General features: G+C 66.9%; 13 protein-coding genes. 12 read left to right on the forward strand and 1 reads right to left on the reverse strand.

The genetic code is table 11. From position 1 onward, the window contains the following. Window positions 1-18 precede the first annotated feature (18 nt). Window positions 19-2,094 (reverse strand): PhoX family protein, encoded by a 2,076-nt coding sequence (locus LJX93_RS05120; protein WP_033700991.1) that lies wholly within the window; start codon window positions 2,092-2,094, stop codon window positions 19-21. A gap of 224 nt (window positions 2,095-2,318) precedes the next feature. Here LJX93_RS05120 and LJX93_RS05125 point away from each other — a divergent pair, with 224 nt between their 5' ends. From LJX93_RS05125 to LJX93_RS05180, 12 genes are read left to right on the forward strand one after another with little or no spacing between them, the layout of a single operon-like run. Then, entirely contained in the window at window positions 2,319-3,959 is a 1,641-nt protein-coding gene (locus tag LJX93_RS05125) for a lipoprotein UxpA (protein WP_033700990.1), read from the forward strand. Next, window positions 3,956-4,381 (forward strand): pilus assembly protein PilZ, encoded by a 426-nt coding sequence (locus LJX93_RS05130; protein WP_227696807.1) that lies wholly within the window; start codon window positions 3,956-3,958, stop codon window positions 4,379-4,381. Before LJX93_RS05125 ends, LJX93_RS05130 begins: the two co-directional genes overlap by 4 nt. A 21-nt stretch (window positions 4,382-4,402) precedes the next feature. Beyond that, the gene (gene gspD, locus LJX93_RS05135) at window positions 4,403-6,160 is read left to right on the forward strand and encodes a type II secretion system secretin GspD (RefSeq protein WP_033700988.1); all 1,758 of its coding nucleotides are present in this window, start codon (window positions 4,403-4,405) and stop codon (window positions 6,158-6,160) included. Then, window positions 6,160-7,608 (forward strand): GspE/PulE family protein, encoded by a 1,449-nt coding sequence (locus LJX93_RS05140; RefSeq protein WP_033700986.1) that lies wholly within the window; start codon window positions 6,160-6,162, stop codon window positions 7,606-7,608. Before gspD ends, LJX93_RS05140 begins: the two co-directional genes overlap by 1 nt. A gap of 3 nt (window positions 7,609-7,611) precedes the next feature. Next, window positions 7,612-8,814: a type II secretion system inner membrane protein GspF gene (gene gspF, locus LJX93_RS05145; RefSeq protein ID WP_227696808.1), complete on the forward strand. Its 1,203-nt coding sequence runs from the start codon at window positions 7,612-7,614 to the stop codon at window positions 8,812-8,814. Between the two features lie 17 nt (window positions 8,815-8,831). Further along, a complete protein-coding gene (gspG, locus tag LJX93_RS05150; protein ID WP_033700983.1) occupies window positions 8,832-9,266 on the forward strand; it encodes a type II secretion system major pseudopilin GspG in 435 nt (144 codons plus the stop codon). Window positions 9,267-9,268: 2 nt separating this feature from the next. Continuing rightward, complete coding sequence (gene gspH, locus LJX93_RS05155) at window positions 9,269-9,706, forward strand: type II secretion system minor pseudopilin GspH (RefSeq protein ID WP_033700982.1); 438 nt, start codon at window positions 9,269-9,271, stop codon at window positions 9,704-9,706. Then, complete coding sequence (locus LJX93_RS05160; protein ID WP_033700981.1) at window positions 9,703-10,071, forward strand: type II secretion system protein GspI; 369 nt, start codon at window positions 9,703-9,705, stop codon at window positions 10,069-10,071. The genes gspH and LJX93_RS05160 overlap by 4 nt, the downstream gene beginning before the upstream one ends. Then, window positions 10,068-10,658 carry a type II secretion system protein gene (locus LJX93_RS05165; RefSeq protein ID WP_033700980.1) on the forward strand — a complete coding sequence of 197 codons (591 nt, stop codon included), beginning with the start codon at window positions 10,068-10,070 and terminating at the stop codon, window positions 10,656-10,658. The genes LJX93_RS05160 and LJX93_RS05165 overlap by 4 nt, the downstream gene beginning before the upstream one ends. Then, entirely contained in the window at window positions 10,655-11,740 is a 1,086-nt protein-coding gene (locus tag LJX93_RS05170) for a GspL/Epsl periplasmic domain-containing protein (RefSeq protein ID WP_227696809.1), read from the forward strand. Before LJX93_RS05165 ends, LJX93_RS05170 begins: the two co-directional genes overlap by 4 nt. Continuing rightward, window positions 11,737-12,123 carry a type II secretion system protein GspM gene (gene gspM, locus LJX93_RS05175; RefSeq protein ID WP_095064071.1) on the forward strand — a complete coding sequence of 129 codons (387 nt, stop codon included), beginning with the start codon at window positions 11,737-11,739 and terminating at the stop codon, window positions 12,121-12,123. The genes LJX93_RS05170 and gspM overlap by 4 nt, the downstream gene beginning before the upstream one ends. Next, entirely contained in the window at window positions 12,120-12,779 is a 660-nt protein-coding gene (locus tag LJX93_RS05180) for a type II secretion system protein N (RefSeq protein WP_227696810.1), read from the forward strand. Before gspM ends, LJX93_RS05180 begins: the two co-directional genes overlap by 4 nt. Window positions 12,780-12,782: the final 3 nt, after the last annotated feature.

The following is a 12,782-nucleotide window of genomic DNA, read 5'->3' on the forward strand; positions in this document are numbered from 1 at the left end:
TGACTGCCCGGCGCCTGGTCAGGCGGTGCCGATCTCCCCGCCATCATCACGCTGAATCACCACGGTCGAAGCCCGCGGCCTTACCGTAGCCCCCGCCGGGGTAGCATCGGTAGCCTTGTCGGTATACGGCCAGTTCTCCGGATGCTGGATGTTCACGAACATCGATTTGTTGTCCGGGCTGAAGGCAATCCCCGTCACCTCGCAGCCGTTCGGCCCAACGAAGAAACGCCGCAGGTCCACCTGGTTCTGCGCGTTGACTGGCACCTGTTTGCCCGTGGCATCCACCAGGTCCGTCGGGATCACCGCCAGCAACTGGTCGTTAGTGTAATCGGTCAGGGTGCTCTCACCGTTGTCGGTCTCGAACCACAACACGCCCCGGCTATCGAAACTCATGCCATCGGGGCTGGCGAACTGGTTCAGCTCGGTCAGCCCGGAGCGGTTGATGTCGGCGGTGCCGGCAGCGTTGGCGCCAAACACGAAAATGTCCCAGGTGAAGCTCAGCTGATCGTCGCTGTCGTGCCAGCGGATGATGTGGCCGTGACGGTTCGGGCCACGCGGGTTGGCGGCGTCGACTTTTTCCGGGGTGCGCGCGCTGTTGTTGGTCAGGGTCAGGTAGACATCGCCATTGAGCGGGTTGACTGTGGTCCATTCCGGGCGGTCCATCGGGGTCGCGCCCACGGCATCGCCCGCACCGCGAGTGTTGAGGATGATACCCGGCAGGTCACCGTACAGCGCGCCAAGGGTGCTGCCGCCGGTGGTGGCAGTGGCCACGTCGAGCAGCAGCCACACGCCTGTGCCGTCGGCATTGAAGCGGGCCACGTAGAGCTTGCCCTGGTCCATGTACTTGGCCCCGGTGGCCAGGCGGTCGGCTGGGCTTGCGTCGGCGGCGTCCCACACGGCGGTGGAGACGAACTTGTACAGGTACTCGTTGTTCGAGTCGTCGCCCATGTACCACACCAGCGGCTTGCCGGCCACCGGCAGGCCCGGGCAGCAGCCTTCGTGACGGAAGCGCCCCAGCGCCGTCCGCTTAGTCGCCAGGGTGGCGCTGTTGTACGGGTCGATTTCGACGATGTAGCCGTAGGTGCTGGCTTCGTTGCGGTAGTCGTCGGTGGCGCTGGCGCCTTTGACGGTGACGTCGAAACGGGTGAATTCGTCGGCCACTTCGGTGCTGTCACCGGCAGCGCTTTCCCATTTGTACTGGCCGCTGGAGGTGCCCACGCCGATGCGGCGCTGGTCTTCGGGGCGGGTGCCCTTGTTGACGAAGATGCCCGGCCAGTTCTCTTCACAGGTCAGGTAGGTGCCCCATGGGGTGTAGCCGTTGCCGCAGTTGTTGTTGGTGCCGCGGCAGTGGGTGCCGGCGCTGGAGTACTTGGTCTTGACGTGGTCGGTGCCGCGCAGCGGGCCAGTGATTTCCATGCGCGAGGCGGTGGTGAAGCGGCGGTTCAGCGGGTCGTTGTCGACCACCTGCCAGCGCCCGCTGACCTTCTGCAGGCGCACCACGCCAGCGCCGTGGGCGTTGATCTCTTTGCGGATCTCTTCGGCCGGGCGCTTGCCGTTGGCATCTAGGGTGGGGCCAGCCGGGTGCAAGGCGGCAGCATCGATGTACTCGAAGTTGATCGCCAGCAGGCCGTCTTCGGAACTGCCATTGATCGGGAAGAAGTGCATGCCGTCGTGGTGCATGCCCATGGCATTGGCCTGGTCGGCCGAGGTGTTGCTGCCATCGGACTTCCACGGGCTGGCATTGCTGTTCAGCGGAGTGCCCCAGGGCGCCAGCACGTAGGCGCTGTAGCCTGCGGCGACGACACAGGCATCGGTGCGCGAACCTGGGATGGACTGGAAGCCCAGTGCCAATTTCGGGACTTCCGGTTCGGTAACAGGTGGCTCCGTCACCGGTGGCTCGGTGACAGGATCATCGTGATCGGAACCACCACCGTCGAAGCAGCCTGTCAGGCCGGTACCGGCGATCATGGCGATGGCGGCGCCCAGGCTGCCACGCATGATGCTGCGGCGGCTGAGGTAGGCGTCCATGACGTTGGCCATCGGCATATTGCCGCTGTGGTTCCGGTCCAGGTTGTCGCCGGTATCTCGACTCATCAGGGTGTCCTTATGTTTGGCTGAGTTGAAGGAAACCGCGACTTTAGAGCGCAAGTGTGATGATTCCTTGGCAGAAATGTTAACGACTGCTTAAAACTGTCGGTTCTTAGATATGTGTCCGACAGATCAATTTGGAATTGCTGTCGGATTTCTGCCATCAAACTGTCATGCGAACGCCGCAACATCCGGGCCCAACGTGAACGTGGATAAGGATGGCGGGTTCGATGGCAAGCAGTGTTAACAGGCGCGAAGTGATCAGTTGGATGGGTGTCGGTGCCTTGGCACCGTTGCTCGGCGCCTGTTCCGCCTTGCCGGGGCCGCGCGGTGGCAATGCCCGCCTGGACTTGCTCTATGTCGCCGACACCCTCGATGCCCGCCAACCCGGCCGGGCTGTGGTCCCGGCGACGCGCCTGGGGCCGGTCAGCCACCTCGGGCGTGCGCCGTGGATGACCGGTGCCAGCGCCAGCATCGCGTTTCCGCAGCTGGCGCCACTGCTCGATGCCGGCCGGGCCGACGAGGCGAACCTGGGTGGCTATGCCGTACTCGGCGCATTGCTGGAGCAACTGCGTGGCGAGGCCGGTGCAGGCAACAGCCTGACCCTGGAGAACGGCCAAGGCTGGAATGGCAGCGGCCTGGCCTACCTGACCCAGGGTGAAAGTGGCGTGCAAGGCAGCCAACTGCTGGGCAGCGAAGCGCGGGTCAGCAGTGACGAGCGCGTGCTCTGGCCACAACGCAGCGCAGCACTCTACCGCCAGGCGTCTGCCACTACGCTTGGCGCCGGGCTCGCTGACGAACAACGCCAGGCCCTTGGGCTCGAACCCCTGCAGCTGTTCGAACGGGGCGGCGCGCGCATTGCCGTGGTCGGTGTCACCGACCCTTACGCGCAAGACCAGAAAGCCTCCCTCAAACAGTGGTATCAGGCCTTGCTGCCGGTTTTCCAACAGGCCCGGCGCGAGGCCGACCTGGTGGTGGCCCTGGCCGATGTCGGTACCGGGCCGGGGCTGTGGCTGGCTGAACGGCTGCCGGCCATCGACCTGTTGCTGTGCGCGCGTGGCCAGGACCTGTGGCCAACACCGGTGCAGGCCACCCAGGCCAGCGGTCGCCGCGTGCCGGTGCTGTTCGCCGGCTGCCGGGGCAGCGGTGCGTTTCGCTTGCGCTGCCAGCAGGTGGCGGGGCAATGGCAGTTCGAGGGGCGCTTCTTCCCGACGTTCGAACAGACGCTTTCACCGGCAGCGCAGGTGCGTGCCGGGCAATTGCAGGCGCAGTTGAACCAACAGCGCGCCGGCCACGCGGCGTGGCTCGATCAACCGCTGGCCCGCGCGCCCCAGGCGCTGTGGCGGCGCGACACCCGTGGCGGCAGCTGGGACCGCCTGCTGCATCAGGCTTTGGCCGATGACGGCAGCCTGCCGGTGTTGCTGCCGGGCCTGCGTTACGACTGCCCGTTGGCGGCAGGTACAGCGATTACCCGTGAGCACCTGATCAGCCTGACCGGCGGTTACCCGGCCCCGGTGGTCGAGGCTCCGGCCCGGCAGGTCGAGCAAGTGCTGGAAAATGCCGCGGAACAGCTGTTTGGCGACCCGTTGCTGCTGGACAACAGCCAGGACCTGCCGCGCTGGCAGGGCCAGGCCTGGCAAGTCAGCTACAGCCCCCAGGGCAAACGCATCAGCGGCCTGCAGCCGAGCGAGGGGTTGTGCCGCACGTTTGGCCTGCAGTTCGCGTCGCAGGCCGGCGAGCCGCTCTGGCAGCGGGTAGAGGCCTGGCTGGCACGGCAGGCGCCTGACTGGCAACTGACAGCGCTGCAATGGCCCGAAGTGCGCTATGTGCAGGGCCACCCAGGCTGGCACCCCCGGCAGATGGCTTCGTGAGCTTCGCTTCGCGGCTGATCACTGGTGGCTGCCTGACCCTGGCCGGCTGGCTCGCTGCACAGTGCGTGTTGCAACTGGGCCGCCAGCCACAACCGGCCAGCCGCTCGCCGGCCACCGAGACGCAACTGCCGGGGTTGATGGTCGGCCACTGGCAGGCACCCGTCGACGACGGCGCGATCGTCATCACCCGTTTGCCCTTGCACTACCTCGGTGGCCTCAAGGCCCAGCCGTTGTCGGCCAGCGTGGTGGTGCTGCGCTACGAACAACAGGTGCGCACCCTGGCCCGCGGCCAGCGCCTGGCACCGGGGATCGTGCTGCAGGACATCGACAGCGATGGCCTGATTTTCAATAACCAAGGGCGGCGTGAACGCCTGCCCTGGCCGCCACGCCCCGCCGTGGCCGGCCTCAAGCGGCAAGGATGAACGATGCCTGTTAAATACTGCATGGCGGCTGCACTGAGCCTGGCCTTGTCCGTGGGCCTGCCGGTTGCGAGCGCCGAGGAGCCGGTGTTCGATGACGACGGCACGCCGATGTACGAGGTGAACTTCGTCGACACCGAGCTGGGTGAATTCATCGACAGCGTGTCGCGCATCACCGGTACCACGTTCATCGTCGACCCGCGGGTCAAGGGCAAGGTCACCGTGCGCACCGTCGACCTGCACGACGCCGATGCCATCTATGACATCTTCCTCGCCCAACTGCGCGCCCAGGGCTACGCCACCGTCGACCTGCCCAATGGCAGCGTGAAGATCGTCCCCGACCAGGCGGCGCGCCTGGAGCCGGTGCCGGTGGAGCCTGCCGGGCAGCAGGGCGAAGGCAGCGACAGCGTGGCTACCCGGGTATTCAATGTGCGCAACGCCGCTACCGAGCAGGTGCTTGGCATACTCAAGCCATTGATCGACCCACGGGTTGGGGTGATCACCCCGTACCCGGCGGCGCACCAGTTGGTCGTCACCGACTGGCGCAGCAACCTCGAACGCATCGCCAGCCTGCTGCGTCAGCTCGACCGCCCCAGCGAGACGGCGGGCAGCAGCAGTACCCAAGTCATCTACCTGCGGCACGCCACGGCCAGTGAAGTGGTCAAGGTGCTGCGCGGGCTCAGCCAGGAAGGCATGGCGCCGGCAGAAGGCGTGGCCGAGGGCGAAGCCAAGGACCGGCCGGTGATGGCCGCCCCCGGTGGCTCGGGCATTCGCCTGGAATACGAAGAGGGCACCAACGCTGTAGTCATGGTCGGCCCCGACAGCGAGCTGGCCGCCTACCGTGCCATCGTCGAGCAGCTGGATATCCGCCGTGCCCAGGTGGTGGTCGAGGCGATCATCGCCGAGGTGTCCGACAGCAGTGCCCAGGAGCTGGGTGTGCAGTGGCTGTTCGCCGACGAGAAGTTCGGTGCCGGTATCGTCAACTTCGGCAGCAACGGGGTGAACATCGCCAACATCGCCGGTGCTGCCGCCGGCGAAGACACCGAGGCACTGGGCAAGCTGTTGTCTGCCACCGCCGGGGCCACTGCCGGCATCGGCCACTTCGGCGGCGGTTTCAACTTCGCCATGCTGGTCAATGCGCTCAAGGGCAAGAGCGGCTTCAACTTGCTGTCCACGCCAACCTTGCTGACCCTGGACAACGCCGAGGCGTCGATCCTGGTTGGCCAGGAAGTGCCCTTCGTCACCGGCTCGGTGACGCAGAACAACGCCAACCCCTACCAGACCATCGAGCGCAAGGAGGTCGGGGTCAAGCTGCGGATCAAACCGCAGATCAACATCGACAACAGCGTGCGCCTGGACATCGTCCAGGAGGTCTCGTCGATTGCCGACTCCAGCGCTGCCAGTGATGTGATCACCAACAAGCGTGAGATCAAGACCAAGGTCATGGTCGAAGACAACGGCCTGGTGATTCTGGGCGGCCTGATCAGCGACGAGCTGAGTACCAGCAACCAGCGCGTACCGCTGCTGGGTGACATCCCCTACCTGGGCCGCCTGTTCCGCTCCGACGCCAGCAAGAACACCAAACAGAACCTGATGGTCTTCATTCGCCCGCGCATCCTGCGCGATGGGCCGAGCCTGGCCGGGCTCAGCGAAGGCAAGTACCGCACCCTGCAGCAGACCACCCCGCTGCAGCTGCCGGACCTTGCCGGTGCTGAAGGCGCCACGCCGCTGCTGCAGGTGTTCCCCGCCAGCCGGGCGCGCCTGGACGGCGGTAACTGGTGATGCTGCCCTATCGGCTGGCACGCCAGGCAGGCCTGGCCATGACCCCCGCGCAAGGCGGCTGGCAATTGTGGCTGCGCCGCGACGCCGACAGCGAGGTGTTGCAGGAGCTGCTGCGGGTGCATGGCCAGCCCAGTGCGCTGGCCTACCTGGAGCCCGCAGCATTCGACGAACAACTGGCACAGCTGTATCAGGGCGGCGATGCGGCCACCGCAGCGCTGATCGAAGGTATCGGCGACCAGGTCGACCTGGACAGCCTGATGAGCGAGATGCCGCGTATCGAGGACTTGCTCGAAAGCGATGACGAGGCGCCGGTGATCCGCCTGATAAACGGGCTGTTCGGCCAGGCCTTGCGCCTGCGTGCCTCGGATATCCATATCGAGACCTTCGAACAGAGCCTGGTGGTGCGCCTGCGGGTCGACGGCCACCTGCGCGAGGTGCTGCGCCCGCCGCGGGCGCTGTCGGCGATGCTGGTGTCACGCATCAAGGTCATGGCGCGGCTGGACATCGCCGAGAAACGCCAACCCCAGGATGGCCGCATCACCTTGCGGGCGGCAGGGCGCGAGGTCGATGTGCGGGTCTCGACGCTGCCGGGCATTCACGGTGAACGGGTGGTGATGCGTGTGCTCGACAAGCAGGCCAGCCTGCTGGCGCTGGACAACCTGGGCATGCCGGCCGCCGTGCTGCACGGCCTGCGCAGTTGCCTGGCGCGGCCCAATGGCATCGTGCTGTCCACCGGCCCCACCGGTTCGGGCAAGACCACCACGCTGTACGCCAGCCTCAACAGCCTCAACGATGGCAGCCGCAACATCCTCACCGTCGAAGACCCGGTGGAGTACGCCATCGCCGGCATCGGCCAGACGGCCATCAACCCACGCGCCGGGCTGACCTTTGCCAGTGGCCTGCGCGCCATCCTGCGCCAGGACCCGGATGTGATCATGCTCGGCGAAATCCGTGACCAGGAAACCGCGCAGATTGCCGTGCAAGCCAGCCTCACCGGCCACCTGGTGCTCTCGACCCTGCACACCAACAGTGCGGTGGGGGCGGTGACCCGCCTGCGTGACATGGGCATCGAACCCTTTCTGATCGCGTCGTGCCTGCGCGGTGTGCTGGCGCAGCGCCTGGTGCGGCGGCTGTGCCAGTGTGCGGTGGCGCAGCCGCTGCAAACCGCCGAACGTGACTTGTGGCCCGAGCTATGTGCGCTGGGCAGCAGTTACCACGCCGTCGGTTGCGAGCAGTGCCAGGGCAGTGGCTATGTCGGGCGCCTGGGCCTGTACGAGTTCATCGAGCTGGACGCCGGCCTGATCGCGCTGCTGTACGACGGCGCCAGTGAGCAAGCCATGCAGGATTACCTGGCCGACCGTCGGCGCAGCCTGGTAGCCATGGCCAGCGATTGCCTGGCGCGTGGCGAGACCAGCCTGGCCGAAGTGCTGCGCGTGGTGCAGGGCTGAGCCATGCCGACCTATCGTTATCAAGCCGTCGACCTGGCCGGCAAGACCCACAAGGCCAGCCTGCAGGCCGACAGCGAGCGCCATGCGCGCCAGCTGTTGCGTGACCAGGGCCTGTTCGCCCGCCAGTTGCAGCGCCACGAGGCAGGCGAGCGCCAACCCCGCCACCAGCGCCTGAGCCGTGCGCAACTGTGCGAACTGACCCGCCAGCTGGCGACCTTGACGGGCGCGGGCATCCCCTTGGTCGACGCCCTGGCCACCCTCGAGCGGCAATTGCGCCAGCCTGCCTTGCACAGCGTGCTGGTGGCCTTGCGCGGTTCGCTCGCTGAAGGCCTGGGGCTGGCGCGCAGCCTGGCCCGCCAGGGGGCGCCGTTCAGCGGCCTGTACTGTGCGCTGGTCGAGGCCGGTGAGCGCTCCGGGCGCCTGGCCCAGGTGCTCACGCGCCTGGCCGATCACCTGGAGCAGGTGCAACGCCAGCAGCACAAGGCGCGTACTGCATTGATCTACCCCTGTGTGCTGATGGGGGTGTCGCTTGCCGTGGTGATCGGCCTGATGACCTTCGTCGTGCCCAAGCTCACCGAGCAGTTTGCCCACGCGGGGCAGAGCCTGCCGTTGATAACCGCCTTGCTGATCGGCTTGAGCCAGGGGCTGGTGCACGCCGGGCCCTGGTTGTTGGGCCTGGCGATGCTGCTGACGCTGCTCGGTGGCTGGCTGCTGCGCAAGCCGCACTGGTGCCTGCGCCGTGATGAGTTGCTGTTGCGCCTGCCGCGTGTGGGCGGCCTGTTGCAGGTGCTGGAAAGCGCGCGGCTGGCACGTAGCCTGGCGATTCTCAGCAGCAGCGGCGTGGCCCTGCTCGAAGCCCTGCAGGTGGCCACCGAGACAGTTTCCAACCGGCGCATCCGCCTGGCCATGGAGCAGGTGCGCCAGCAGGTGCAGGGCGGCACCAGCCTGCACCGCGCGCTGGATGCCTGCCAACAGTTTCCGCCGTTGCTGGTGAACATGGTCGGCAGCGGCGAGGCCAGCGGCACCCTGGCCGACATGCTGGAACGGGTGGCAGACGACCAGGAGCGCGGTTTCGCCCGCCAGGTGGACACCGCCATGGCGCTTTTCGAACCGCTGATGATTCTGGTGATGGGCGCCGTGGTGCTGTTCATCGTGCTGGCGGTGCTGCTGCCGATCATGCAACTCAACCAGGGCCTGCAATTGTGAACACAAGGAGTACTTCCATGCAGCATCGTCGTAACCGTCAGCGTGGCTTCACCCTCATGGAGATCATGGTGGTGATCTTCATCATCGGCCTGTTGATCGCCGTGGTCGCACCCAGTGTGCTGGGCAACCAGGACAAGGCCATGCGGCAGAAGGTCATGGCAGACCTGGCCACACTCGAACAGGCGCTGGACATGTACCGGCTGGATAACCTGCGTTTTCCCAGTAACGAGCAAGGCTTGGCTGCGCTGGTGAAAAAGCCCGAGCAGGCGCCGCTGCCGCGTGCCTGGCGCAGCGATGGCTATGTGCGCCGCCTGCCGCAGGACCCATGGGGGACGCCGTACCAGTACCGCATGCCTGGCGAGCATGGGCGCGTTGATGTCTATTCGCTGGGTGCCGATGGTGTGCCTGGCGGCGAAGGGCAGGATGCCGACCTGGGTAACTGGGCGCTGTAAGGGTGCGCCGTGAACAAGGCTTCAGCCTGATCGAATTGCTGGTGGTGCTGGCCATCGCCGGGTTGATGACCAGCCTGGCCGTGGCCTGGCTCGACAGCGGCAAGACGAATGTCGACCAAGCCCTGCAACGCCTGGCGGCCGAAACCCGGACCCAGGCGGCCCTGGCCCGCCATGCCGGGCAGTTGCGCGGGTTGCGCTGGACTGGCCAGCGGCCGGAGTTTGTCCGCCGCGAGGGCGACGCCTGGGTGGTCGAGACCGTCGCGCTCGGCGACTGGCCCAAGGGCCTGCGCCCGGACTGGCCCGCCAGCGCGCAGCCGCATCTTCTGTTCACGCCGCAAGGCTGGGCTCAGCCGGGCTCGGTGCGCTGGCACTGGGCCAAAGGCAGCCAGCAATGGGCCTGGCGCCGCGATGGCAAGCTACAGCTGGCGCCACTGCCATGAAGCACCAGCAGCGCGGTTTCACTCTGCTGGAAGTGACCGTGGCCCTGGCGATTGCCGCCGTGCTGGCGGTGATCACCAGCCAGGTCCTGCGCCAGCGCCTGGCGGTGCAGGACAACCTGCAGCAGCACCGCCTTGGCCTGCTGTGCGCGCGCGAGCTGCAAGCCCGTTTCGTCGTCGAACAGTACTGGCCGACCAGCAACCAGGTGGGCGGCCAACTGAGCCAGGGCGGCCAGCTGTGCCATTGGCAGATGCAATTGCGCCGCACCGGCGTGCGTGACCTGCGCCGGGGCGAACTGCAGGTGTTCGGCGACCGCGACCAGCGGCTGCCGCTTGGCCAATTCAGTGTTTTTCTGGAGCGCCCATGAAGCGGCATCAGGCAGGCCTTACCCTGATCGAACTGATGGTCGCGCTGGCCCTGACCGCGCTGCTCGGCATCATGCTGGCGGCATTGGTCAACGGCTGGCTGAAGGTGCGTGAGCGGTTGCAGGTGAGCAGCCAGCAAACCTCGGTGCTGGATTTTTGCCTGGCGCTGGAGCGGCGCCTCGACAGCCCGGTGCTGCGCCGGGTGTACGAACAGCGTCTGCCCTTGGCCAGCCGCTGGTTCGATTGGCAACCCGCGAACGGCCAACTGCTGTGGGTGGCTGCCACCGGCCTGCCTGAAGTTGAAGGCGGGTCGCGCCTACAGCGCCAGCGCTTGCGCTTCGAGGCGCGCGAGCAGCGTGTGTTGCTGGAGAGTTCGGCCGACCTGTATGCCGCGACTGCTGCGCGCTGGGTGTTGCGCGAGCAACTTGAAGGGGTGAGCAAGGTGAACGTTTTGTATCACCAGGGCGGCCGCTGGCAACCCTGGCCTTCCGATCAACCGGCGCACCCCGGCCGTGGTGTGCGCCTGGAGCTGCAGCGTGATGGAGCACCGTATGTCTGCACTTTCGTTATTCCCTGGGGGCGTTCATGAAGGTTGATTGGCGTCGACGTTCGCCGGCCCGGCCTTGGCTGTTGTTGCGCCCAGGCAGCCCTTGGGACTGGCTGTTGGTCGAGGGCGGTATCGCGCAGCGCCAGGGGCAGGGCGAGCCCCCGGCGAACCTGCAGGCGCGGGTGGCGTTGATCGTGCCTGCCGAGCACTGCAGCCACTTCCAGTTGCCCGCACCGCCGGGGCTCAGGCGTGAAGAATGGCCATTGTTGCTTGAAGACCGCTTGCTGCAGAGCGCGGATGAGGTGGTGTGTGGATGTTTGGGCCGTGAAGCCGGGCAGGTGCGGCTACTGACCGTGGCACGTCAGCATCTGGAGGGCTGGCGCGGGCAGTGTGTGAAATGGGGGGGGTCGGTCGAGTGTTGCTGGGCCGAATTTCAATTGCTGCCTGTTCCTGAGGCGGGTGTGGCCTGGTGTTGGCAGAAGCCGGGCGGGTTCAGCTTGATGAAGGGGCTGAGCGAAGGCGCGGGCGAACGCTGGTTGGCCTGGCCTGATGTGCTGGGCGATGTGCGGGTCGAACCCTGGCCGCTACTGCGCAGGGTGCCGCTCGAGGGGCGCTGGCCCGACGAGTTGGCGCCGCTCGACAGCCTGCCTGGCCTGTTCGAGCAGCGACGACCTCGCACCTTTGTTGGCCCCTCGCGAGCGCAGCGTCAGCTGCTTGCCGCCTGCCTGCTGCTGGCCTGCACCTGGGGCGGCCTGTGGTTGGCCCAGCAATGGCGCCAGGTGCAGCTCTGGCAAGCCCAGGTGCTTGCCGTGACCGGCGAGCAGGCAGGGCCGCGGCAGGCGGCGCAGGCGCTCAAGCGCCTGCGCGAAGCCGAACTGCAACAGCAATTGCGTGTGCGTCAGTTGGCAGACTTGCAGGGGCGCTTGCAGGCCTGGTTGCAAGCGCATCCCGGCTGGCGCCTGCAAGCAGTGCGCTTCGACGGCCAGCGCTGGCATGTGCGCGTGGAGGGGGAGGGGGCCGCACCGCCCTGGGGCGAGATGGCCAGTGCTGTTGGGGCACAGGTGCAAGTGAACGGGGATGCATCGTCGACCCGTGTGGTTTTCGACCTGGAGGTGGCGACATGAACCGGGACTGGGTACAGCGCCATCGCCTGGCACTGGCCGGGGGGCTGATTGCGCTGCTGTCGAGCGTGCTGGTTGTACGCGAAGGATTGGCGCAATGGCACGCGCTTGGCCAATGGCGGGGGTTGGCGCAGACGGCGGCAGGTTTGCAGGGGGGCGCGCCGCTGAGCTTGGAGCGTCTGCACCAGTCGGCGCAAGCGCGGCGCATCGAGTTGCAGGAGGTGGTCGCACAGGGTGAGACCTGGCACATGCAGGGGCAGGTGGCCGATGAGCAGGCCCTGCTGGGCTGGGTCGTTTCGCTGCAGAGCGAGGGCGCGCAACCGTTGCAGTGGGGGTTGGAGCAAGCCCCCAACGGCCTGCGTTTTGACCTGGTGCTGCGGCCATGAGCCGGGGCGGCGTGGCGTGGCTGCTGTGGGTGTTTGTCCTGACCTTGCTGGTAGAGCTGCCGGCCAGTTGGCTGGTGCGTGGGTTCGGCCTGCCGGCAACGGGAGTGAGCGGCAGCTTGTGGCAGGGGCAGGCGACACAGCTTGGGCCGTTCGGGCCATTGCAGTGGGCCGTGCAGCCTTGGCGTTTGCAGGGCCAAGGGGCATTGGGCTTTCAGGGGAAGGCCTGGCAGGTGCGGGTTGAAGGCTGGCCTTGGCGTTGGCGCCTTGACGTTCAGCCCACAGCGGCGCAGGTGACTGTGCCTGCGGCCTATCGCCTGGTTGGGCAATGGCAGGGTACGCTGCGGGTGCATGGTGCGGGGCGGCGATGCCAGGCTACCGAGGGGCGTATCAGTGTCACGGACCTGGCGCTGAGTGAGCCCTGGTCGTTGGGCTTAGGGCAGGGATGGCTCGAGGTGCAGTGCCGAGGTGGTTGGCATGTGCTGGGGCAGTTGGCGCAGCAGGGGCAGCATCAGTTGCAGGTGGATGCGGACCTGCTGGGGCGACAGGCCCAGGTCACCCTCGCGCTGCAGCCCGATGCAGCCCTGACGCCGCTGCTGCGCGGTGCGCAATGGCTGGGGCCAGAGGCGACAGCGGGGCAGCGGCTGATCAGGTGGTAATCA

Origin of the sequence: Pseudomonas sp. HN2-3, from assembly GCF_020691745.1 — a bacterium.
Classification (GTDB): domain Bacteria; phylum Pseudomonadota; class Gammaproteobacteria; order Pseudomonadales; family Pseudomonadaceae; genus Aquipseudomonas; species Aquipseudomonas capeferrum.

What these genes read in the sequence shown, in the direction of transcription:
- gspM (WP_095064071.1), top strand. Translation starts at nt 11,737, where the DNA reads ATGAACCGGGACTGGGTACAGCGCCATCGCCTGGCACTGGCCGGGGGG.
- LJX93_RS05170 (WP_227696809.1), top strand. Translation starts at nt 10,655, where the DNA reads ATGAAGGTTGATTGGCGTCGACGTTCGCCGGCCCGGCCTTGGCTGTTG.
- LJX93_RS05165 (WP_033700980.1), top strand. Translation starts at nt 10,068, where the DNA reads ATGAAGCGGCATCAGGCAGGCCTTACCCTGATCGAACTGATGGTCGCG.
- LJX93_RS05160 (WP_033700981.1), top strand. Translation starts at nt 9,703, where the DNA reads ATGAAGCACCAGCAGCGCGGTTTCACTCTGCTGGAAGTGACCGTGGCC.
- LJX93_RS05180 (WP_227696810.1), top strand. Translation starts at nt 12,120, where the DNA reads ATGAGCCGGGGCGGCGTGGCGTGGCTGCTGTGGGTGTTTGTCCTGACC.
- gspF (WP_227696808.1), top strand. Translation starts at nt 7,612, where the DNA reads ATGCCGACCTATCGTTATCAAGCCGTCGACCTGGCCGGCAAGACCCAC.
- gspD (WP_033700988.1), top strand. Translation starts at nt 4,403, where the DNA reads ATGGCGGCTGCACTGAGCCTGGCCTTGTCCGTGGGCCTGCCGGTTGCG.
- LJX93_RS05125 (WP_033700990.1), top strand. Translation starts at nt 2,319, where the DNA reads ATGGCAAGCAGTGTTAACAGGCGCGAAGTGATCAGTTGGATGGGTGTC.
- gspG (WP_033700983.1), top strand. Translation starts at nt 8,832, where the DNA reads ATGCAGCATCGTCGTAACCGTCAGCGTGGCTTCACCCTCATGGAGATC.
- LJX93_RS05140 (WP_033700986.1), top strand. Translation starts at nt 6,160, where the DNA reads ATGCTGCCCTATCGGCTGGCACGCCAGGCAGGCCTGGCCATGACCCCC.
- LJX93_RS05120 (WP_033700991.1), bottom strand. Translation starts at nt 2,094, where the DNA reads ATGAGTCGAGATACCGGCGACAACCTGGACCGGAACCACAGCGGCAAT.